Below are 21177 nucleotides of genomic sequence, written 5' to 3' on the forward strand. Positions count from 1 at the left end.
CGGGGCGTCCACGGCGGTCGTCAGGCGCCCGCCCCGCCCTCCCAGCATGGCGGGTCGCCCGCGCGGGCGCGACGGATTTCCACCCCGACTCCCGCCCGCGCGTCACCTGCGCGAAGACGCCCGCGAGACGGCCGGGCGTCACCTGCGCGAAGGCGTCCGCGAGACGCCCGGGCGTCACCTACGCGGAGGCGCCCCCGCGCGTCGCCCGGGTGCCACCCGCGCGGAGGCGAACGCGAGACGCCCGCGCGCCACCTACGCGAAGGCGCCCGCGAGACGCCCGGGTGCCACCCGCGCGGAGGCGCACCCGCGCGTCGCCCGGGTGCGTGCGGCGTCACGAGTGCGTTTCCCGCGCGGGCGGGCTGGGAACGCCGACGTCGTGAGCAGCACGAGGCAGGTGCCGGAGACCCGGTCGATGTCGCGGGACGAGCTCTCGGCCGACGACGCGTGGCAGGCGCTGCGTCACCACGGGGGCTGGGCCCTGATGCACGAGGCGTTCCTGCGCTTCCGCTACGGCGACGGGTTCAGCCACGCGCGGGCGCTCGGCCTGCAGCTGTGCCTGGCCATCGTGCCCTTCCTCATCGCGCTGTCCGGCCTGGCCGGCAAGCTCGGCGTCGCGGAGGGCGGCGACGTGGTGGCCGACACCGTGCTCGCCCTCACCCCCGGCGCCAGCGAGCAGATCGTCCACGACCTCCTCGCGCCCGGCACGTCCGAGCGGGCGGGCGAGGTCGCGCTGCTGCTCGGCCTGCTCACCGGGCTGGTCGCGCTCGCCACCGCAATGGCGCAGATCGAGCGCGGCGCCAACCGGATCTACGGGGTGGAGCGGGACCGGCCGGCGCACCTCAAGTACGCCCGCGCCGCGATCCTGGCCGCGGTCGCCGGGCTGCCCGCACTCACCGGGTTCCTGATGCTCGTCGCCGGGGACGCCCTCGGGACCTCGCTGCGGTCGCGGTACCCCGGCTGGGGCACCCCGGTCGCGCAGGTGTGGCAGGTGGTCCGCTGGCCCGGGAGCGTCCTGCTGGTCGTGACCGCCGTCGCCGCGATCTTCCGGTTCGCGCCCCGGCGCCGCCAGCCGGCCTTCTCCTGGCTGCTGTTCGGCGCCGCGCTGTCCACCGCGCTGTGGTGGGGCATCAGCGCGCTGCTGGCCCTCTACGTGCAGGGCAGCGGGGCGTTCGGCGCGACGTACGGGGCGCTGACCGGGATCATGGCCCTGCTGCTCTGGGCGAACGCGACCGGCGTCGTGCTCTTCCTCGGCATCGCCTTCAGCGCGCAGCTCGAGGCGATGCGCGTCGGCGTGCCGGGGCCGGTGATGCCCGACAAGTGGGCGCCACCCGGCGTCACGTCCGCGTCGTGACCTCGGGGCGGGCGTTGGTCTCCACGCGTACGGCGCCCAGGCCCGCAGATGCCCAGACGTGGGCGCCACCCGGCGTCACGTCCGCGTCGTGACCTCGGGGCGGGCGTTGGTCTCCACGCGCACGGCGCCCAGGTCCGCCCGCCGCCCGGCCGCGCTGCCGGCCTCGAATCCCCCGCCGCTGAGCCGGCGCCGGCGGCCCGCCCGCACGTTGGGGTACTCCGCCTCCACGGCCAGGTCCACGGCGCGCTCGCGGTCGGCGAGGACCAGCGCGGTCCCCGGCGCCGGAGGCTCCTCCGCCCGCGCGGACGCGGCCGCGAAGCGCTGCTGCACCGCCGAGCCGAACCCGATCAGCCACGAGCGCCGCCAGGCCGCCGCCTGCTGCCCGTCCGGCACCGGCTCCCGCAGCAGCCCGCGGGCCGCCTGCACGAGCAGCGAGGCGAACAGCAGCTCGACGCCGGCGACGTCGGAGGCGAAGCCGAACAGGTGCACCGACACCCGCAGCCGGTCGGCGGTGCGCCGCTCGAGCCGGATCGACCGGCAGCGCAGCGCGGCCGCCACGACGTGCAGCAGGTAGGCCTTCTCGCGCAGGTAGGGCGCGGACAGCTCGACGAGCCGGTTGCCGACCGTCTGCCGCCGCGCCTCGCGGGCGTCGAGCAGGGCCTGGTCGATGCCGTACTTCGCGATGAGCGCCGCCGCCTTGGCCGTGAGCGCGTCGGCCTCCTCCGGCGTGCAGGCCGGGTCCTCGGCCTTGGCCAGGAGCTTGCGTACCTTGTCGAGCAACCTTTACTCGCCCGGCGCCGGGGTGCCGGCCGGGCGCGACCGCAGCTCGTGGCCGACGCTCGTGAGGCAGCGGCCGCTCTCCAGGTCGAACTTCCAGCCGTGCAGCTGGCAGGTCAGGGTCTTGCCGTCGATGATGCCGAAGCGCGTCAGGTCGGCCTTGAGGTGCGGGCAGCGGCGCTGGACGATCCAGTCGCCGAGCTTGATGTCCTCGGCGTCGGGCTTCTGCTCGGCGTACCAGCCCTCGGCGTACTGCAGCCGCTCCTCGGACAGGCACTTGAAGAACGCGTAGACGAACTCGTTGTACTGCCCGATCCGCGCGGCCGAGAACCGGCAGGACAGGAAGAGCGAGTTGACCCAGTCGACCTCCTCGATGAACAGCAGGTGCTCGACCAGCGCGCGATCGGTGCGGAAGCGGTACCGCACCTTCTCGTCGGCGTAGGCCCGCACCTGCTTCTCGGGGAAGTCCACCACGATCGACTCGACCGACTCGCCGTCGTAGCCGACGAGGTCGAAGCGCACCGGCCCGCCGACACCCTTGGCCAGGTAGACCGACTCGTCCAGCAGCGGCTCGATGCGCGCCTTCATCTCCTTGAGCACGTCGACCTCGGGGTGGCGCCAGGTCGCCTTGGCCGCCTCGATCACCGGCTTCTTGCGCGCGCGCATCTCCTCGAGGTGCTCGCGCTTGTGCGCGAAGAACTCCTCGACGTCGGTGGGGTGGGTGGTGACCGCCGAGTCCGCGGTGAGCTCCATCACCGAGCCGGGCAGCAGCACGGTCGAGTTCGTCCCGCCGACCTTGGCGTATTCCTGCTGGAACACCCACTGGTCGGGGAAGATGTTGCCCTCGTCGCCGAAGATGTCGTTGAACTGCCACAGCTCGTCATCGAGGAAGCAGGGCGGACCGGCGATCGGCACGACGTTGGAGGCCTTGAGGTCGTCGATGTAGCGGAAGGTCCGGTCGAACTGCCGGTCGCGCTTCTGCTTGCCGAACGCGCGCTTGGCCGCCTCGGGCAGCTCGTAGACCATCGGATACCAGATCGCGCCCGAGAACTGCAGCAGGTGCGCGTGGACGTGCCCGAGCGCGTTGAAGGTGGTCAGGTCCGTCGGGCGCGCGTCGTTCTGGTTCAGCACGCGCACGCCGTCGTACTCCACCCACAGCGACGAGTCCCCGATCGGCCCGTCGGTCGGCGAGGTCAGCGCCTGGATCATGATCTTGAGTCCGCCGTCGAGCTCGTGCACCTGCTCCGACTTCGTCTCCAGGAACCGCGTGAAGCCCAGCGCCTCCAGCTCGTCGCGCATCTCGCTGGTCGGGAACTCCGGCAGCAGCACGGTCGCCTTCTTCGACACGAACCGCTTGAGATGCTCGGCGTCGAAGTGGTCGCGGTGCAGATGCGACACGTAGAGGTAGTCGCAGTCGCCCAGCGCCTCCCAGTCCAGCAGCGAGTTGTCCGGGAACGGGAACCACGAGGCGAAGTAGGCGGGGTTCACCCACGGGTCGCACAGAATGCTCCCGGCCGGCGTGTCGATGCGCAGGCTGGCATGGCCGGTCCCGGTGATCCGCACCGCTGTCCTCCTCGATCGGTACCGCAGATTGCGCGAACGACGCTACCCGACCGACCCGCAACCGTCCGGGCCGGTGCCGCATGCCAGACTCTTCTACGAAAGCCTTTGCGGCCTCGGCCGCTTTTTCGTTCGCCGAAAGGACCGAACCGTGTCCGAGCACGAGCCAGTGACCTCTCCCGACCAGCACAAGCCGGGTCACCCGCGCGCGGCCCGCATCGGCGCGGCCGTCTCGGCGCTGGTGCTGCTCACCATGCTCGTGGGCAACCACCGCGGGCGGGTCGAGGACATCTTCCTCATCGTGTGCGCGGGCCTGCTCGTGCTCGCCCTCGTCGGCGACTGGGTCCTGCGCCGCAACGGCCTGCGCTGAGCTTTTCCGGGCCGCTCGTCGCCCGGCGCTTCGGCGCCGGGGACCGGCGGACGGCTCGCGGTGACCAACCACGGACCTGGCACGAGCGGTGTCTGGCGCTTCGGCGCCGGGCACCGGCGGACGGCTCGCGGTGACCAACCGCGGACCTGGCAGCGACGGCGCGCCAGCGCCGAGCGGTGTCTGGCGGGAGCGACGGTCCGCACCCCCTCGGACCCGAGTCATGCTCTTCCGTAGGGTCCGACAATTCGGACACGTTACGGCCTCGATCGGTGACGCTGCGTGCTGGCCGTCCGGTCCCGAGCAAGTGTCATGTTTCGAACTGTACGAATGACTGAGGGCGCGCCCGGCTCGGCCGGACGCGCCCTCGTCTACGTTCTGCGGTCGGTCAGCGACGTCGCGTGACGATGTCGCGGACCTCCTTCAGCGCCGCGTCGACCTCGGCCTCGAAGTAGCCGCCGGGCACCAGGTTGAAGTGCGACGGGTCGAGGTCGCCGTCGGTCAGCGGGCCGCCGCGGCCGGTCAGCGAGGCCATCACGCCCTCGAACAGGCGGTCGACCTGCGCGCGGTCGTAGCCACTGCCGAAGCGGCGCAGCTGGAACGTGCGGCGCAGCTGGTCGATGCGGGCCACCTCGCCCGACTGGTGCTGGGGCGGGCCGCCGTACGGGTCGCCGCCGCCCTGGGGGCCGCCATACGGGTCCCGCTCGGGCGGGGCGCCATAAGGGTCGCGGTCCGGGCCGGGGCCACCGTAGGCCGGCGGTTCGGGCCGCTCCATGCGGATCTCGGCGGTCATGTCGGCCCGCGGGGCGCGCGGGCCCTGGTCGTAGCCGCGATCGTCGTCGAAGGCGCCGCCGTAGGTGGGCTCGTCGTAGCGGCCATACCCGGGTCCGCCGGGGCCACCCGGACCACCGGGCGGGCCGGCCGGGGGCGGCGGCGTGGGGCGGGACGGCAGGGGCGCGCCGGGCGGCGGGGGCGCGGGGCGCTCCATGGTGCGGTCGACCGGCCGGTCCATCCCCATCGTCCGGTCGGCGGGGCGGTCCATGCCCATGGTGCGGTCCACCGGGCGGTCCATGCCCATCGTGCGGTCGGCGGGACGGTCCATGGGGCCGCCCATCGGCGGGCCCATGCGGTCCATGCCGGGCGGCGGGCCCATGCGATCGGGTCCGGGCGGGCCCATGCGGTCCGGGCCGGGGCCCATGCGGTCGGGTCCGGGGGGACCCATCCGGTCCTGGCCGGGCGGCGGGCCCATGCGGTCCGGCGGGGGCGTCATGCCGACCCGGTCGGGCATGCGCTGCGGCTCCATCCGGTCCGGCATGCGCTGCGGTTCCATGCGCTCGGGCATGCGCTGCGGCTCCATGCGCTCCGGAGCCATCCGCAGCTCGCCGCTGCGGGAGTCGAGGGCCCGGCCGAAGCCGCCGCCGCCGCTGCCGCGCTCCTCATGCTCGGCCAACTGGCGCTCGACGCGGTCGAGGTGCAGGTCGACCTGCCATTCGTCGTAGCCGCCGAAGCGGACACGGAAGACCACGTCGTGGACTTCCTGCGCGCTCACCGGCGCGCCCATGGAGTCTCCGGAGAGGGTTGCCTCCACCCGGTCGAGGAACGAGTCGACCTCGTCGACCTTGTATCCCCGACGCATCGCACGGCGCCGGAACCGCTGACCCTGACTCACTGTGTCTCCTCGTTCGCTCGCCGTGCTAGCAAGCCGTTCTTACGCTCTCCCACCTTGCCACCTCCGGAGGCCGCAAGCTGCCCGCAGGCGCCGTCAATCTCCCGACCCCTGGTGTCACGCACCGTAGTGGGAACACCGGCGGCCCGGAGACGCCGGACGAACTCCCGCTCCACCGGCTTGGGACTCGCGTCCCACTTGCTACCCGGTGTCGGATTGAGCGGGATGAGATTGACATGTGCGAGACGGCCGGACAAGAGCCGACCGAGTAGATCCGCTCGCCACGGATGGTCGTTCACATCCCGGATCATTGCGTATTCAATGGACACGCGCCGACCGGTGCGAGCCGCATACTCGAACGCGGCATCAAGCACTTCGGCGACCTTCCAACGTTGGTTGACCGGCACGAGCGTGTCGCGCAGATCATCATCGGGCGCGTGCAGCGACAGCGCAAGCGTCACCGACAGCCCCTCCTGCGTCAACCGGCGCATGGCGGGGACCAGCCCGACGGTCGACACCGTGATGTGGCGCTGCGACAGCCCGAGGCCCTCCGGAGCCGGTTCGGTCAGCCTTCGTACGGCCGCGATCACGCGGTTGTAGTTCGCCAGCGGCTCCCCCATGCCCATGAACACGACCCGGGAGAGCCGGTCCGGGCAGCCGGGCAGCGCGCCGCGCGCGGCCAGCCCCGCGAACCACACGACCTGGTCGACGATCTCCGCCGTGGACAGGTTGCGGGTCAGGCCGGCCTGGCCGGTCGCGCAGAACGGGCACGCCATGCCGCAGCCGGCCTGGCTCGACACGCAGACGGTGACCCGGTCCGGGTAGCCCATCAGCACGCTCTCCACGAGCGAGCCGTCGTGCAGGCGCCAGAGGGTCTTGCGGGTGGTGCCGTTGTCGGTGGCGAGCTCGCGCACGGGCTCCAGCAGCCGCGGCAGCAGCGTCCCGGTGATCGCCTCCCGGGTGCTGGCCGGCAGGTCGGTCATCTCCTGCGGGTCGCGCACCAGGCGACCGAAGTAGTGCGCGGAGACCTGCTGCGCGCGGAAGGCCGGCTCCCCGAGGTCGGCGACGGCGGCGCGGCGGCCGGCGAGGTCGAGGTCGGCGAGGTGGCGCGGGGGCAGCGCGGCGCGACGGCCGTCGGGGGTGGTGCCGGCCGCGCTGGGGGACAGGTTCAGTACGGGAAGCTGCGTCATGGCGTTTCCAGTGTCCCATGCCGCGTCGCGTGATCTCCAAGACCGCTGACCAGCACGGCCGGGCGACTCATCACGGCCTGATTACCGCGCGTTCACCCTCGTTTCGGCTGGTCATCGCGTCCACGGCACCAGAAAGGCCAGGACGGCGTAGGCGGTCGGCAGCGCCAGCAGGACCGAGTCGAGGCGGTCCATCAGGCCACCGTGGCCGGGCAGCAGGTTGCTCATGTCCTTCACGCCGAGGTCGCGCTTGATCAGCGACTCGCCGAGATCGCCGAGCACCGACGCGATCGAGACCGCGACGCCGAAGATCGCACCGTGCCACCACAGGGCGCCGTCGACCAGCAGCGGCAGGGCGATCGCGCTGCCGGCACCGGTCCACACCACCGAGCCCGCGAACCCCTCCCACGACTTGGCCGGGCTGACCGACGGGGCCATGGGGTGCTTGCCGAGGAAGACACCGGTGGCGTACCCCCCGGTGTCCGACAGCACCACGGCGAGCACGGTCACGAGGACCCGCACGCTGCCGTCGTGGGCCGGATAGGCGAGCAGGGCCGCGAAGGAGCCGAGGAAGGGCACGTAGACGGCGATGAGCGCGCCGGCGGTCACGTCCCGCTGATAGTGCGCGACACCGTCGGCGAAGCGCCACACGAAGACGAGCAGCAGCGTGGCCAGGAGGCCCAGCGGCAGCCGCTCGGCCCCGCCGAACCAGGCCATGCTGACCATGAGCGGCGCGCCGAGCAGCAGCGGGACCAGCGGGGGGCGCGCCTTCTGGACGCTGACGGCGCGGACCATCTCCCAGACGCCGACGCACACGGCGGCGATCACGAGGCCGAGGAAGAGCCACTTCCACACGAACAGGGATACGACGACGAGGCCGCCGAGGCCGGCTCCGACGCCGATCGCGGCGGGGAGGTTCCGGCCGGCCCGGCTCTTGCGCGGGGCTTCGCTCTCGGTCGTGGCTCTGCTCTCGGTCGTGGCGTTGCTCTCAGACGCGGCTTTGGTCGCAGGTGCGGCGGCGTTGCCGTTGGCGGCGGCGTCCGCCGGAGTCGCGGGGCGGGTGGGCGCGGCGCCGAGGGTGGCGGGGGGTCCGGCCGGTGCGCCGCCGTTCTGGTTCGTGGTTCCCGCGGCGGGCACGGTGCCGGGAGACGTCGCGGGCGCGTCGTGCGCCGCGGGGGCGTCGGGAGCCGGTACGAAATCCGGCTCTTCCGCTTGTGGCTCTTCCGCAGACGGCTCGGGCGCGGCATTGTGCTGCCGCGCCCGCGTCGACGACGGGCCGGGGGCCTTCTGAGCCCGGTCGAGATGGGCCATCAGACCTCGAGTAGCTCGGCTTCCTTGTGCTTGAGCAGCTCGTCGACCTGGGCGACGTAGCGGTGCGTCAGGTCGTCGAGCTCCTTCTCCGCGCGACGGCCCTCGTCCTCGCCGGCCTCGCCGTCCTTGACGATGCGGTCGAGCTCCTCCTTGGCCTTGCGGCGCACGTTGCGGATCGCCACGCGGGAGTCCTCGGCCTTGTTGCGGGCTACCTTGATCATGTCGCGACGCCGCTCCTCCGTCATCTGCGGCAGCAGGATGCGGATCTGGGTGCCCTCGTTGTTCGGGTTCACACCCAGGTCGGAGTCGCGGATCGCCTTCTCCATCGCGCCGATCTGCGACGCGTCGTAGGGCTTGATGATCGCCATGCGGGGCTCGGGGATCCCGATCGAGGACATCTGCGGCAGCGGGGTCGGGGTGCCGTAGTAGTCGACCATCACCTTGCCGAACATCGCCGGGGTGGCGCGGCCGGTACGGATGACCGCGAACTCCTCCTTGGCGTGCTCGATCGCACGCTCCATCTTCTCTTCGGCCTCGAAGAGTGTCTCTTCGATCACGGGGTCTGTCCTCCTCGATCCGGGACGGGCTCGGCGGTGATGAGCGTGCCGATCCTCTCACCAATCAACGCGCGGGCGACGTTGTCCTCCCCCTCCGCGCCGAAGACCAGCATCGGCAGCGCGTTCTCCTGGCAGAGGCTGAACGCCGTCTGGTCCACCACCCGCAGCCCCTGCAGCAGCGCCTCGGCGAACGTGAGGCTGTCGAGCTTGCGGGCGGTCGGATCGGTGCGCGGGTCGGCGGTGTAGACGCCGTCGACGCCGTTCTTGCTCATGAGCACGGTGTGCGCGTGGATCTCCAGCGCGCGCTGGGCCGCGACCGTGTCGGTGGAGAAGTATGGCAGGCCGGCGCCCGCGCCGAAGATGACGACGCGGCCCTTCTCCAGGTGGCGGATCGCCCGCCGGGGGATGTAGGGCTCGGCGACCTGGGCCATCGTGATCGCGCTCTGCACGCGCGTCTCGATGCCCTCCTTCTCCACGAAGTCCTGCAGGGCCAGGCTGTTCATCACCGTGCCCAGCATGCCCATGTAGTCCGCGCGCGAGCGGTCCATCCCGGCCCGGGAGAGCTCGGCGCCGCGGAAGAAGTTGCCGCCGCCCACGACGACGGCGACCTGCACGCCGCGGCGCACGACCGTGGCGATCTGGCGCGCCATGCCGCGCACCACGTTGGGGTCGACGCCGACGGCGCCGCCTCCGAACACCTCACCGGAGAGCTTCAGCACGACGCGCCGCGCCCCGATCGGGGCGGGGGTCAGGGGCTGCCTGGCCGCTTCGACGGCGGTGTTCGTCATGTGGGCACCCTTCTGTCTGCTTGTGGAAAGGGGGTCACGGTCTCCATCCGGTGGACCGTGACCCCCTCACTGCTGCTGTTGTACTGCCGGTCAGGCCTGGCCGACCTCGAAGCGCACGAACCGCGTCACTTCGATGCCGGCCTCCGCCAGCACCTGCTTGACCGTCTTCTTGTTGTCGCTGACCGAGGGCTGCTCGATCAGGACGAAGTCCTTGAAGAAGGCGTTGACCCGGCCCTCGATGATCTTCGGCAGGGCCTGCTCGGGCTTGCCCTCCTCGCGGGCGGTCTCCTCGGCGATGCGCCGCTCGGACTCGACCACGTCGGCGGGGACCTCGTCGCGCGTGAGGTACTTCGGCCGCATCGCGGCGATCTGCATCGCCACGGCGCGGGCGTCGGCGACGGCCGCCTCGTCGTTCTTGCCGGTGAACTCGACCGCGACGCCGACCTGCGGCGGGAGGTCGGGGCTCTTGCGGTGCATGTAGATCGCGACCGGCTCGCCGAGCACCGCGATGCGGTTGATGACGAGCTTCTCGCCGATGCGGGCCGACTCGGCCTGCACCAGATCGGCCACGGTGGCGTCGCCGAGCTTGGAGGCCAGCAGCGCGTCGACGTCGGCCGGCTTGGTCGCGTCGATGTGGGCCGCGAGCTTCTGGCCCAGCTCGACGAACGCGTCGTTCTTGGCCACGAAGTCGGTCTCGCAGTTGATCTCGACCAGACCCGAGCCCGAGTGCGCGACGAGGCCGTTGGCGGTGGTGCGCCCGGCACGCTTGCCGACGTCCTTGGCACCCTTGATACGCAGCAGCTCGACGGCCTTGTCGAAGTCGCCCTCGGCCTCCTCGAGCGCCTTCTTGCAGTCCATCATGCCGGAACCGGTCAGTTCGCGGAGCCGCTTGACGTCCGCGGCGGTGAAGTTGGACATGACTCTCTCTCGCTCTGTGGGTTACGCCTGGTTGTTCTCTTCGGCGGCCGGAGCCGCTGCGGCGGGAGCCTCGGCAGCGGGCGCCTCGGCAGCGGGGGCCGCGGCGGCGGGAGCCTCGGCAGCGGGAGCCGCCGCGGCGGGGGCGGCCTTGGCGCCACCCTCGAGCAGCTCGCGCTCCCACTCGGCGAGCGGCTCGTCGCCGGCCACGACGCCCGGCTCGGGCTTCTGGTCGGCGCGGGTGGCACGCCCGGAACGAGCGATCAGGCCGTCGGCGACCGCGTCGGCGACCACGCGGGTCAGCAGCGCCGCGGAGCGGATGGCGTCGTCGTTGCCGGGGATCGGGAAGTCGACCTCGTCCGGGTCGCAGTTCGTGTCGAGCACGGCGATGACCGGGATGCCCAGCTTGCGGGCCTCGTCGACCGCGATGTGCTCCTTCTTGGTGTCGATGACCCAGATCGCCGACGGGAGCTTCTGCATGTCGCGCAGACCACCGAGGGTCCGGCTGAGCTTCGTCTGCTCGCGGGACAGCTGCAGGGTCTCCTTCTTGGTGTACCCCTGCGCGGTGCCGGTCAGGTCGAGGCTCTCGAGCTCCTTCATCCGCTGGAGGCGCTTGTAGACCGTCTGGAAGTTGGTCAGCATGCCGCCGAGCCAGCGGTGGTTGACGTAGGGCTGCCCCACGCGCGTCGCCTGCTCGGCGATCGCCTCCTGGGCCTGCTTCTTGGTGCCGACGAACAGCACCGAGCCACCCTCGGCCACCGTGTTGCGGATGTAGTCGTACGCCTTCTCGATGTAGTCGAGCGTCTGGCGCAGGTCGATGATGTAGATACCGTTGCGCTCGGTGAAGATGAAGCGCTTCATCTTCGGGTTCCAGCGGCGGGTCTGGTGCCCGAAGTGCACACCACTCTCGAGCAGCTGGCGCATGGTTACGGCCATGTCGGCGGGATCCCTTCGATCCTGGTTCTTCACGGCGGACCGGTCGGCCCGCCGTCCTGGCGCCCGGTCGTCGGCCGTCTCACCCTTCGCACGCGTGGTGGTGCACCACGCGTTCTCTCGGGACCAGGGCGGCCGCCGCCCTGGAATGCTCGCCCGGCGCTGGAAGAAATGCGGCGGGCTAGGGAGGGCGCGCGAGGTCGACCGCACGCTGTGCGGTCGCCGGTGGAAAGTGTACGCGCCGGGCCCGGGCTTCAACGAATGCCCCCACTGACGTGTAGTTCGCCCGGCTGTAGGCGTTTCGTGGGGGTTGCGGTGTTTGTCGCATTGGCCCGGTGCTGGCGAACTGGTTACGACGACATCTGAAGGGCGCTCGGTTGCGGCGTCACCCGCATTGGACCCGGTGCCGTTGCGCTTGGTTGCGGCTTCGCCCGCGGCCGTTTCAGGGCGCTTGCGGCGCGCTGATGACGCCCGGCGGACGCCTTGGCCGGAGTCTTCACTGCGCGACTCCGGCCAGAGGCCTTTGCGCCGAGTCCGGCAGGGGCCGCACCTATTCGCCATTCGGTAGGCCGCGGCCACCACGCCTCCGACTTCCCGGACGCTGGTGCCCTATGCGGCGAGCCCGGCCGCGACGAACAGCAGCAACGCCACCGGCAGATACGCCAGCGGAGTCCGCAACCACGCCCGCACCCCGGGCGCCGCCGCAGCCGCCCCACCGATCAGCCCGTACAGCCCGAGCGAGAACATCGGCAGCGCCGGAATCATGAACATCCCGGCGAGCGTCGCCCCCGCGGGCACGTCACTCGCGGTCACGGCGTGGATGAACAGCCGCAGCACAGGCACCTCGAACAGCACCGTCAGCAGCACCAGCACGACGGCCAGCCCCGGCCGCTTGCTCTGGTACACCGCACCGCCGGCCTCAGCCCCATACTGCTGCTGCCGCGGCGCCGGCACGGCCGCGGTCAACGCCGTAGGGCCGGCGAAGGCGTTCGGCATCGATCCGGTGTTCCCGCCCCCGACCGCCCCGGCCTCGCCCCCGGCAAACCCGGCCCCGGCCGGCGCACCCGACCCCGGTACTCCCGAAACCGGCCCACCGGGCACCGGCCCGGCCGCTCCCGTACCGAACGGGCTGGTCGCACCAACCCCACCCGGCCCGCCGGTCACTCCAGGCCCGCTGGTCATTCCGGGCCCGCTGGTCATTCCGGGCCCGCCGGTCATTCCGGGCCCGCCGGTCGCTTCGGTCACTCCCGCCCCACCTGGGCCGAGCGCCGCACCTGGGCCGAGCGGCCCGGTGCTGGACGGCGTGATCGTCGGCAGCCCCTGGATCGGCGACCCCGAGGTGGTGAGCCCCGGAATCGAGGCCCCCGCGAGCCCGCCGGAGGCACCGCCGCCCGACACCGGCCGCTGCAGCGCGCTGCGGTCGATCGCCTCGGAGCGCCGCGACCGGCTGACGAATTCCCCCGAGTACTCACCCGAGTCGCCACCCCGCCCGTGGGCCGAGGCGCCGAACTGCGCGTTGGGGCTGTCGCCGTAGCTCAGCGGGTCGGCAGCGTATCCACGGCCTCCTCCCCGCGGCTCCGGAACCCGGTACCCGCCGTCGTCGTACTCCCGCTCCTCCGCGTACCGCGTCGGGGTGTACCCACGGTCCTCGCCGTACCCGCGATCCTCGCCGTATCCGCGGTCCGCGTCGTCGCGACCGCGCGAGCGCTCGTCCCGGGCCCGCTCACCGCGGCCGCGGTCGTCGTGCCCCCGATCGTCACGGCGGTCGTCGTACCCGCGGTCGTCATATCCACGGTCCTCGGGGTACCAGCGGGAATCCGCGTCTGGGTCCGAGGAGAAGTTCCGGCGTCCATCCACGGTCCGACACGGTAGGCCCTCGGCATGATCCTCGCCACCCGGCAAAGGCCCTTGTAATCTGCGTCGCTGCCGGCCAACCACGCCCCGTAGCCCCTGACCAGGACTCTCGGGATCGCGGGCGTTCCTCATTCACGCTCCGCGGCCCTTCCGCTCTCACCGCTCGCCGGTCCGCGCCCGGAGCCCTCGTTCGCGTGTCCCTCCCCGGCCCGACCAGCCCAGCCCACGGCCCGGGGATGCTCGCGGATCGCACCGGCCCGCACCTGAAGCGGCGTCCACGGGGCCCGGACCGCATCGGCCCGAGCGCCGATCCCGGCCGCATACTCGGGGGGTGACTGACGCCTCGCGTGATCCGCTCATCGCCCGCATGCGCCCGTTCGGCACCACCATCTTCGCGGAGATGTCGGCGCTCGCCGTGCGCACCGGCTCCGTCAACCTCGGCCAGGGCTTCCCGGACACCGACGGCCCGGCCGCGATGCTCGACGCGGCGGCCGCGGCGATCCGCGGCGGCCGCAACCAGTACCCGCCGGGCCCCGGCATCCCCGAGCTGCGCGCCGCGATCTCGGCCCACCAGCGGTCCTTCTGGGGCCTCGAGTACGACCCCGACGGCGAGATCCTGGTGACCGCCGGCGCGACCGAGGCGATCGCGGCGAGCATCCTCGCCCTGTGCGAGCCCGGCGACGAGGTCGTCTGCTTCGAGCCGTACTACGACTCCTACGCCGCATCCATCGCGCTCGCCGGAGCCGTCCGCCGCCCGGTCACGCTGCGGGCCGCCGAGGGCCGTTACTCCTTCGACCCGGCCGAGCTGCGCGCCGCGTTCGGCCCGCGGACCCGCCTGGTGCTGCTCAACTCTCCGCACAACCCGACCGGCAAGGTCTTCACCGAGGCCGAGCTCACCCAGATCGCCGAGCTGTGCGTCGAGTACGACGTCCTGGCCGTCACCGACGAGGTCTACGAACACCTGATCTTCAGCGACGCGGCCGCCCCGCACGTGCCGCTCGCCGGGCTGCCCGGCATGCGGGAGCGCACGCTGCAGATCTCCTCGGCCGGCAAGACGTTTTCGTGCACCGGCTGGAAGATCGGCTGGGTGTGCGGCACCCGCCCGCTCGTGTCGGCCGTGACGCGGGTGAAGCAGTTCCTGACGTACGTCAATGCCGGCCCGCTGCAGCCCGCGATCGCGGTGGCCCTGGAGTCGCCGGCCTCCTACTACCAGGAGTTCCGCGACGAGCTGCAGGGCAAGCGCGACCGCCTGTGCAAGGGTCTGACGGAGGCCGGGTTCGCGGTGTTGCAGCCCGAGGGCACGTACTTCGTCACCGCCGACATCACCCCGCTGGGCGGCACCGACGGTGTCGAGTTCTGCCTGGCGCTGCCGGAGCGCTGCGGCGTCGTCGCGGTGCCGACGCAGGTCTTCTACGACGACGCCGAGGCCGGCCGGCGGCTCGTCCGGTTCGCGTTCTGCAAGCGCGACGAGGTCCTCGACGAGGCGGTCGCGCGGCTGCAACGACTCTGACCCGCTCACCACCCCTCCTCTCCGCCGGCCGGTCGGGGCTCCGCGCTTCCCCGGCCGCCCACCCGGCGCCCGGCCGGCGGGGCCTCGCCCTCGACCGGACCGCGTGGCTCGCTGCTGAGCCGATAGCCGTCCGGCCCCGACACCACGAACCCGAGCTCCTCCAGCAGCGGCAGATTCCGCCGGGCATCGCGCCCGCTGACCCCGGCCGTGGCGGCGATCTGCTCCGCCGTCGTGGCCCTCCGCGGCCGGACCGCGTCGAGGATGCGAGCCTGCAGCGGATCGAGGACGTCCTCGGGCCGCCCTGCCCCTTGGATCGGCGTGGCCAGTTCCCCGACGCTGCCGATCTCCTCGATGATCTCCTCGACCCGGGTCACCAGCACCGTGCCCGGCTGCCGCAGCTCGACGTGGCAGCCGACCGACATCGGCGAGTTGATCGGCCCGGGCACGACCATCGCGGTGCGTTGGAGCAGCCGGGCGTACCCGAGTGTGCTGCGCGCCCCGCTGCGTGACCCGGCCTCGATCATCACCGTGCCCCTCGTCGCCGCGGCGATCACCCGGTTGCGGGTCAGGAACCGCGTCTTGTGCGGGTGGGTCCCGGGCGGCCACTCGGTGACCAGCAGCCCCTCGTCGCCGATCTGCTCGAGCACCGCCGCGTTCGCCGCCGGGTACGCCTTGTCGATCCCGCACGCCAGCACCGCGACCGTCGCGCCCGCCCCGGCCAGTGCACCCCGGTGCGCGGTCACGTCGACGCCGAGCGCCCCGCCGGACACAACCGTCCACCCGCACTCCGCGAGCCCGTACGCGAACTCCGATGCGACATACGCGCCGTACCCGGTGATCGCCCTCGCGCCCACCACCGACACGGACCGCTCCAGCGTCTCGGCGAACCGCAGCGGCCCGCGCAGCCAGACACACATGGGCGGATCGGTGTCCCGGCGCAGCATGTTGCCCTCGCGGCTGGCCTTGACCAAATCATCGAGCGCTAACGGCCACTCCTCGTCGGCCGCTGTGACGATCCGCGCCCCGAGCCGCTCCGCCAGCTCCTCCATCCGCTCGGCGAGCTGCGCGCCCACGTCCGGCGAGCCCTCCAAGCCGGAGCCGCGCATCCTCGCCTGCACCGCCCCCGCCAGCGCCCGCGAGATGCCGTATCCGCCGACCGTCCGAGCCAACGCCTCCTGCGCGCCGACCGCGCGCACGAGCACACCGAGCTCGCGGCAGCCGGGCTCGACGAGCATTCCGAGTGCCATGCGCGCCACCCGCTCCTCCCCCGGCCTCATCGCACGCTCCTCGAACGCAGCTCGAGCGCTTCCCGCACGTCCGCCGCCTCGGGCCGCTCCCGCCCATCGAGATCCGCGATCGTCCACGCCACCCGCACCGACCGCTCGAAGCCTCGAGCCGAGAGCCGGCCACGGTCCATCTCGACCGTCAGCGGATGCAGCACCGACTTCGAGAGCCGGAACCGGCCGTCGCGCAGCATCGAGGCCGGGACGTCGCCGTTCGTCTTCGCGCTGCGTCCCCAGCGCGCCGCCGCTGTGCCGCGGGCCTCCAGGACCCGCTTCGCGATGATCGCGGACGGCTCCACATGTTCGGTGCCCAGCAGTGCCGCGGAACGGACCGGATCGAGATCGACCTGCAGGTCCACGCGATCCATCAGCGGCCCGGAGAGCCGGGCCTGGTACCGCCTGCGGACGATCGACGGGCACTGGCACGTCTGGCGGCCGCCCGGTCGAGCGCAGGGACACGGATTGGCGGCCATCACGAGCTGTGTCCGAGCCGGATAGACGGTTTCGCCGTAGGCGCGGCGAAGCCTGACCTGTCCCTGTTCCAGGGGTTGTCGTAGGGAGTCGAGGACCCCGGAGGCGAACTCGGCACACTCATCCAGGAACAGCACGCCGTGATGGGCGAGGCTGATCGCGCCGGGCTTGGCGAGGCCGGGTCCGCCACCGACCAGCGCGGCGACGGAGGCGGTGTGATGCGGGGCCTGCAGCGGCGCCCGGCGAACCAGCGTGCCGCTCGGCGCAAGTGTCCCGGCGATCGAGTGCAGGGCCGTCACCTCGATCGACTCCTCGTCGTCGAGGGGCGGCAGGACACCGGGTAGCCGAGCGGCCAGCATCGTCTTGCCGGTACCTGGCGGACCGAACATGGCGATGTGATGGCGACCGGCCGCGGCGAGTTCGATCACGCGGCGTCCTCGCTCCTGACCAAGCACGTCGGCGAGGTCAAGCGTGATGGACGTTTCCATGGCCGGCTCGGAGACCGGGTCCAGCAGGTTCTCGGAGCCGTGCAGGAAGCCGATGATCCGGCCGAGGCTGTCGGTGGCGCGGACCTCGATGTCGGGGACGAGGCGGGCCTCGGTGACGTTTGCCAGCGGCACCAGAGCCAGCTCCTTCCCGGCCCGGCTCGCGGCCAGAACGGCGGGCAGCACCCCGCGAACCGGGCGGACAGTGCCGTCCAGCCCCAGCTCGCCGAGGATCACGGCGCCCTTGAGCCGTCCGATGGGCAGCGCGGCTCCGGCCGCGAGCACCGCGATCGCCACGGCGGTGTCGAAGCCGGAGCCGTGCTTGCGCATGTGCGCCGGGAGAAGGTTGACGGTGATGCGCGCCTGTGGCCAGTACGCGCCGGAGTTCTGCACGGCCGCCCGGACGCGGTCGCGGGCCTCGCTCAGCGCCGCGTCCGGCAGGCCGGAGACGACGAGACTGGGCAGGCCGGGGGCCACGTCGGCCTCGACGACGATGACCTCGCCGGCCACGCCGTGCAGGGCAACGGAGTGGACACGGGCGTACCCCATCAGAACGCCCCGCGCAGGTGCTGGATGGCCACGCCCCGGCCGACGAGCACGCCGATCACGTCGAACCGGACGCGTTCCCAGCGCACGTCGTTCGTGGCCAGCCACATCTGGGCGAGCGTGCGCAGGCGGCGGACCTTGGCCGGCACGAGTGCCTCGGCGGGGTGGCCGTATCGGGTGCTGCTGCGGGTCTTGACCTCGACGAACACCACGTCGGCGCCGTCGCGGGCGACCACGTCGAGCTCACCCGCCGAGCTGCGCCAGTTGCGGTCGAGCAGGACGAGGCCCTGTGAGACGAGGTATCGGCAGGCGACGCGTTCACCGAAGCCGCCGACGAGCTGGTTGTGGTTCATGCGGGCGACTTTCGCGGATCGGGGTGATCACTGCGTCGCGCCGAAGCCCAAACCTGTGGACAACGAGGTGCTTGTGGATAAGTTCGAGGGGTTCGGTGATGTTGGTATGCGGCCGGGTCGCGGCGCAGGCCGGGCGGCTTGGGGCCGCAACCGGGCCGTTGTCAGAAAATTTTCCGCCAGTGCTGGTGTACGAGGTCCTGGCCGTAGGCCGGCTTGCGCTCCTCGTGGTCGAGCTCGAACCCGGCTCGCTGGTACAGGCGCCGGGCGGCGCCGAGGATGTCGTGCGTGAACAGGACCATGTCGCGGTAGCCGGCGCTGCGGGCGAAGCGGACGCACTCGTCGACGAGGCGGCCGCCGACGCCGAGTCCGCGGGCCTTGGGCTCGACGAGCAGCAGCCGGAGTTTCGCGGTCCCCTCGCCCGCGCGGACGCAGAAGATCGAGCCGACGGGCTCGCCGTCGACCTCGGCGATCCAGCCGCGATCCCAGCGCGGGTCGTGCGACTCGGCGTAGTCCGCGACGATGCGCGCGACCATCGCCTCGAACTCGTCGTTCCAGCCGTACTCCGCGGGGTAGAGCGCCCCGTGGCGCTGGACGACCCAGCCGAGGTCACCCGGTCCCGGCGGGCGCAGCACGACCGTGGGCGCGGATGCCGTGCGGCCGCCAAGGATCGTCTCGATGGCGTCCATGGCACCGGTGAGGCGCCGCCGGTCCATCTCCGTCACCGCGCCCAGCAGGGCCGCCGCCTGCGCGTCCGAGCGCTGGTCGAGCTCGGCCTGGGCCGTCCGCCCGGCGTCGGTGAGCCGGATGCGCTGCTTGCGCGCGTCCGCGTCCGAGCGCTCCCGCACGACCAGGCCGTCGCCCTCGAACCGGCCCAGGATGCGGCTCAGGTAGCCGGCGTCCATGTCGAGCCCCTGCCGCAGATCCGCGACGTCCAGCACGCGCGCGGGCGCGGCGGCGAGCTCGTAGAGCACCCGGGCCTCGGCGAGCGAATACGGCGAGTCGAGCAGTCCGGCCCGCAGCACGCCGATCAGGTTCGTGTAGAAGCGATTGAACCGCCGGAACGCGGCGACCGACTCGATAGTCATGCTTGACATCGTCATCAGATTCCTTGACGTTGTCAACGAATTCCCGGAAAGCCGGGCGACGTGGCGTTGTAACGGCCGGGAAACGCAGCGTCGTCAGGCTTGCCCCATGTCGCTACGTCGCGTAATCGTCGAACTCCCCGACCGACCCGGCTCGCTCGGCCAGGTGACCACGCTGCTCGGCCGCCTCGGCGTCGACATCCGCCAGATGCGCGTGCTCGGCCGCGACGGCTCCGTGGCGACGGACGAGTTCGTGGTCAGTGTCCCCGGCCCGGTGATCGACCGGATGCTGCCGGAACTGATCGAAGAAATCCAGGGCGTACGCGTCCGCTCGATTGAGCCGACGCATAGTGATAGCGGGATATCGGGCGCTATCGTGTCGGTATGACTGCTCCGGTCGAGAAACTCGTGGAGCTGCTCGAGACGCTCCCGACCGCGACCCGCCAGGAGATCACCACCTGGCTACTCGGACGCGCCGTGCCCATGGACCGCAGCTCGCTCTTCGCCACCGCGGCGCTTCGCGGCCGGAACCTCATCGGCCCGCCCGACCTCGGCCAGGAGTCGGCCTCGCACGGCGTGCTGGGTGGGTCGCTGCCGCCCGGTGAGGAGAGCCAGCTGGTCACGTTCCGGCTGCCGGCCGAGCGGCACGCCGAGCTGCGCGTGTGGTGCACCGAGCACGGCTTCACGATGGCGGCCGTGGTGCGCGGGCTGATCGAGCGGTTCCTCGAAGAGCAGCAGCGCCGTTGACTCCGCGCGAAGCATCGCCGGACGGCTCCGGCGTAGACGCGGGCGCTGACGCAGGCGCAGGCGCAGGCGCAGGCGCCAACACTGGCGCAGGCACGGGCGCCGACACTGAAACAGCCGCTGGCACTGGCTCAGGCGCTGACACAGCCGGTGGCGCTGATACAGGCGCTGGCGCACACGCGTCCGAGCGTCTGCGCGACATCACGGCGACCGCGCGGGCAAGCGCGACGGCGAAGGCCGGCACAGCACCCGCCGCCGATCAACAACGCGCGAACGCGCGCGGCCGCGCGGGCCGCAGTTCCACCGCGTCACGTGGCGGCACCGCGGGCCGCAGTTCCGCGTCACGTGGCGCCGGGGGCCGCAGCGGCGGACGTGGGCAGGCCGCCGCGTCCGCGCCCGGAACCGCCGAGTTGCACGAGCGGCTGCCCGCGGGCATGCGGGACGCGGTCGACGACTTCGCGCGGTACCTCGCGGCCGAGCGGAACCGGTCGGTGCACACCGTGCGGGCGTACGTCGGCGATGTCGTGTCCCTGCTCGACCACGCGGCGGCCGGAGGCGCGGACGCGCCCGCGGGGCTGAGCCTCGCGGTGCTGCGCGGGTGGCTCGCGCGGAGGCGCGCGGCCGGGGACGCCCGCACGAGTCTCGCCCGGCACGCCGCGGCCGCGCGGACGTTCACCGCCTGGGCCAAGCGCGAGGGACTCCTCGAGACGGACCCGGGCCAGCGCCTGGCCAGCCCGAAGGCGCACCGGGACCTGCCGACCGTGCTGCGCGCGGACCAGGCGGAGACGCTGGTGACGTCGCCGTCGGGCCGCGCGGACGCGTTGGGGTTGCGGGACCGGCTGGTGCTGGAGCTGCTCTACGGCACCGGGATCCGGGTCAGTGAGCTGTGCGGCCTCGACCTCGGCGACGTCGACCGGATGCGCCGTGTCGTGCGGGTGGTGGGCAAGGGTGACAAGGAGCGCTCGGTGCCCTACGGGCTGCCCGCCGACGACGCGCTGACCGCCTGGCTCCGGCACGGCCGCCCGGCCATCGAGGGCACCGGGAGCGGCCCGGCGCTGCTGCTCGGCGCGCGCGGTGGCCGGCTGCAGGCGGGCGCGGCGCGGCGGATCGTGGACGCGTACGCGCGGGCGGCCGGGCTGCCCCACACCTCGCCGCACGACCTGCGGCATTCCGCGGCCACGCACCTGCTGGAGGGCGGGGCCGACCTGCGCTCGGTCCAGGAGCTGCTCGGGCACGCGTCGCTGTCGAGCACCCAGATCTACACCCACGTGTCGATCGAGCGGCTGCGCGCCGCGTACGAGCAGGCACACCCCCGCGCGTAAGACGCAACGCACGCGAGCGCGCGGGGACGCAAGCGCGGGGACGCAAGCGCGGGGACGCAAGCGCGGGGACGCAAGCGCGGGGACGCAAGCGCGGGGACGCAAGCGCGGGGACGCA

At 72.4% G+C, this 21177-nt stretch carries 20 protein-coding genes; 6 read left to right on the top strand and 14 right to left on the bottom strand.

Translation table 11 applies throughout. The features are described 5' to 3' along the window. The first annotated feature begins 376 nt into the window (after positions 1-376). A complete protein-coding gene (locus ABT369_RS41335; RefSeq protein WP_350621008.1) occupies positions 377-1351 on the top strand; it encodes a YihY/virulence factor BrkB family protein in 975 nt (324 codons plus the stop codon). Between the two features lie 75 nt (positions 1352-1426). Here ABT369_RS41335 and ABT369_RS41340 read toward each other — a convergent pair whose 3' ends face one another. Together ABT369_RS41340 and ABT369_RS41345 are read right to left on the bottom strand one after the other, a co-directional pair. After that, positions 1427-2131: a DUF2786 domain-containing protein gene (locus tag ABT369_RS41340; protein WP_350621010.1), complete on the bottom strand. Its 705-nt coding sequence runs from the start codon at positions 2129-2131 to the stop codon at positions 1427-1429. A gap of 3 nt (positions 2132-2134) precedes the next feature. Next, the gene (locus ABT369_RS41345) at positions 2135-3685 is read right to left on the bottom strand and encodes a Rieske 2Fe-2S domain-containing protein (RefSeq protein ID WP_350621152.1); all 1551 of its coding nucleotides are present in this window, start codon (positions 3683-3685) and stop codon (positions 2135-2137) included. Between the two features lie 154 nt (positions 3686-3839). Between ABT369_RS41345 and ABT369_RS41350 the strand changes: the two genes are divergently transcribed. After that, on the top strand, positions 3840-4058 hold the full coding sequence (locus ABT369_RS41350) for a DUF2631 domain-containing protein (RefSeq protein ID WP_350621012.1): 219 nt from the start codon (positions 3840-3842) through the stop codon (positions 4056-4058). Positions 4059-4443: 385 nt separating this feature from the next. On the opposite strand, the gene ABT369_RS41355 is transcribed toward ABT369_RS41350, so the two are convergent. The 8 genes from ABT369_RS41355 to ABT369_RS41390 form a co-directional block, all read right to left on the bottom strand. Continuing rightward, on the bottom strand, positions 4444-5724 hold the full coding sequence (locus ABT369_RS41355) for a DivIVA domain-containing protein (protein WP_350621014.1): 1281 nt from the start codon (positions 5722-5724) through the stop codon (positions 4444-4446). Beyond that, positions 5721-6911: a dual-specificity RNA methyltransferase RlmN gene (gene rlmN / locus ABT369_RS41360; protein ID WP_350621016.1), complete on the bottom strand. Its 1191-nt coding sequence runs from the start codon at positions 6909-6911 to the stop codon at positions 5721-5723. Before rlmN ends, ABT369_RS41355 begins: the two co-directional genes overlap by 4 nt. Positions 6912-7022: 111 nt before the next feature. Further along, complete coding sequence (locus ABT369_RS41365) at positions 7023-8045, bottom strand: phosphatidate cytidylyltransferase (RefSeq protein WP_502891884.1); 1023 nt, start codon at positions 8043-8045, stop codon at positions 7023-7025. Between the two features lie 173 nt (positions 8046-8218). Continuing rightward, positions 8219-8776 carry a ribosome recycling factor gene (gene frr, locus ABT369_RS41370; RefSeq protein ID WP_350621018.1) on the bottom strand — a complete coding sequence of 186 codons (558 nt, stop codon included), beginning with the start codon at positions 8774-8776 and terminating at the stop codon, positions 8219-8221. Next, entirely contained in the window at positions 8773-9564 is a 792-nt protein-coding gene (pyrH, locus tag ABT369_RS41375; RefSeq protein ID WP_350621020.1) for a UMP kinase, read from the bottom strand. Before pyrH ends, frr begins: the two co-directional genes overlap by 4 nt. Positions 9565-9654: 90 nt before the next feature. After that, positions 9655-10482 carry a translation elongation factor Ts gene (tsf, locus tag ABT369_RS41380; protein WP_350621022.1) on the bottom strand — a complete coding sequence of 276 codons (828 nt, stop codon included), beginning with the start codon at positions 10480-10482 and terminating at the stop codon, positions 9655-9657. Between the two features lie 21 nt (positions 10483-10503). Beyond that, positions 10504-11415, bottom strand: coding sequence for a 30S ribosomal protein S2 (gene rpsB / locus ABT369_RS41385; protein WP_350621024.1), 912 nt, complete (start codon positions 11413-11415; stop codon positions 10504-10506). 606 nt (positions 11416-12021) lie between these two features. Beyond that, a complete protein-coding gene (locus ABT369_RS41390) occupies positions 12022-13269 on the bottom strand; it encodes a hypothetical protein (RefSeq protein ID WP_350621026.1) in 1248 nt (415 codons plus the stop codon). A 328-nt stretch (positions 13270-13597) separates the two neighbouring features. Between ABT369_RS41390 and ABT369_RS41395 the strand changes: the two genes are divergently transcribed. Beyond that, positions 13598-14776, top strand: a complete 1179-nt coding sequence (locus tag ABT369_RS41395) for a pyridoxal phosphate-dependent aminotransferase (RefSeq protein ID WP_350621028.1) — start codon at positions 13598-13600, stop codon at positions 14774-14776. 5 nt (positions 14777-14781) lie between these two features. Here the strand turns inward: ABT369_RS41395 and dprA are convergent, their stop codons facing one another. The 4 genes from dprA to ABT369_RS41415 all read right to left on the bottom strand — a co-directional run bounded on the left by dprA (position 14782) and on the right by ABT369_RS41415 (position 18999). Further along, the gene (gene dprA, locus ABT369_RS41400; RefSeq protein ID WP_350621030.1) at positions 14782-16053 is read right to left on the bottom strand and encodes a DNA-processing protein DprA; all 1272 of its coding nucleotides are present in this window, start codon (positions 16051-16053) and stop codon (positions 14782-14784) included. After that, a complete protein-coding gene (locus tag ABT369_RS41405; RefSeq protein WP_350621032.1) occupies positions 16050-17564 on the bottom strand; it encodes a YifB family Mg chelatase-like AAA ATPase in 1515 nt (504 codons plus the stop codon). Before ABT369_RS41405 ends, dprA begins: the two co-directional genes overlap by 4 nt. After that, positions 17564-17914, bottom strand: a complete 351-nt coding sequence (locus ABT369_RS41410; protein ID WP_350621034.1) for a YraN family protein — start codon at positions 17912-17914, stop codon at positions 17564-17566. Before ABT369_RS41410 ends, ABT369_RS41405 begins: the two co-directional genes overlap by 1 nt. 161 nt (positions 17915-18075) lie before the next feature. Beyond that, positions 18076-18999 carry a bifunctional helix-turn-helix transcriptional regulator/GNAT family N-acetyltransferase gene (locus ABT369_RS41415; RefSeq protein WP_350621036.1) on the bottom strand — a complete coding sequence of 308 codons (924 nt, stop codon included), beginning with the start codon at positions 18997-18999 and terminating at the stop codon, positions 18076-18078. Between ABT369_RS41415 and ABT369_RS41420 the strand changes: the two genes are divergently transcribed. The 3 genes from ABT369_RS41420 to ABT369_RS41430 all read left to right on the top strand — a co-directional run bounded on the left by ABT369_RS41420 (position 18998) and on the right by ABT369_RS41430 (position 21062). Then, on the top strand, positions 18998-19384 hold the full coding sequence (locus tag ABT369_RS41420) for an ACT domain-containing protein (RefSeq protein WP_350621038.1): 387 nt from the start codon (positions 18998-19000) through the stop codon (positions 19382-19384). The genes ABT369_RS41415 and ABT369_RS41420 overlap by 2 nt on opposite strands. Beyond that, on the top strand, positions 19381-19743 hold the full coding sequence (locus ABT369_RS41425) for a hypothetical protein (RefSeq protein WP_350621040.1): 363 nt from the start codon (positions 19381-19383) through the stop codon (positions 19741-19743). The genes ABT369_RS41420 and ABT369_RS41425 overlap by 4 nt, the downstream gene beginning before the upstream one ends. A gap of 431 nt (positions 19744-20174) precedes the next feature. Next, entirely contained in the window at positions 20175-21062 is an 888-nt protein-coding gene (locus ABT369_RS41430) for a tyrosine recombinase XerC (RefSeq protein WP_350621154.1), read from the top strand. Positions 21063-21177: the final 115 nt, after the last annotated feature.

Origin of the sequence: Dactylosporangium sp. NPDC000244 (assembly GCF_040300725.1) — a bacterium.
Taxonomy (GTDB): Bacteria; Actinomycetota; Actinomycetes; order Mycobacteriales; family Micromonosporaceae; genus Dactylosporangium.